General features: G+C 42.7%; 1 protein-coding gene. It reads right to left on the bottom strand.

Translation table 11 applies throughout. The features are described from left to right. Positions 1-52: 52 nt before the first annotated feature. Positions 53-292 carry a DUF1153 domain-containing protein gene (locus tag ACFINS_RS10825; RefSeq protein WP_375706275.1) on the bottom strand — a complete coding sequence of 80 codons (240 nt, stop codon included), beginning with the start codon at positions 290-292 and terminating at the stop codon, positions 53-55. Position 293: the final 1 nt, after the last annotated feature.

Genomic DNA, 293 nt, shown 5'->3' with positions numbered 1-293 from the left:
TAATTTGGCTATTTTATATTTTAATAGTATTTTGAAGCCAGCTTCATGACAATTAATGTCTGTAGTGTTGAATTCTAGTTATCCGTAATCCAGCTAAGCCGTGTTCATCGATTAAACTCTGCCACGAAAGAAATTCTTCTACGGTCAAAGTATAGCGTTGACACGCCTCATCAAGACTTAACAATCCACCTCTGACAGCCGCAACAACTTCAGCTTTGCGACGGATCACCCACCGCCTTGTTGTTTTTGGCGGTAGGTCGGCGATTGTGAGTGGACTTCCATCTGGCCCAATA

Origin of the sequence: Bartonella sp. AA2SXKL (assembly GCF_042197205.1) — a bacterium.
Taxonomy (GTDB): domain Bacteria; phylum Pseudomonadota; class Alphaproteobacteria; order Rhizobiales; family Rhizobiaceae; genus Bartonella.
The sequence above is the reverse complement of the archived record's forward strand: the minus strand, read 5'-3'. Positions and strand labels throughout refer to the sequence as shown.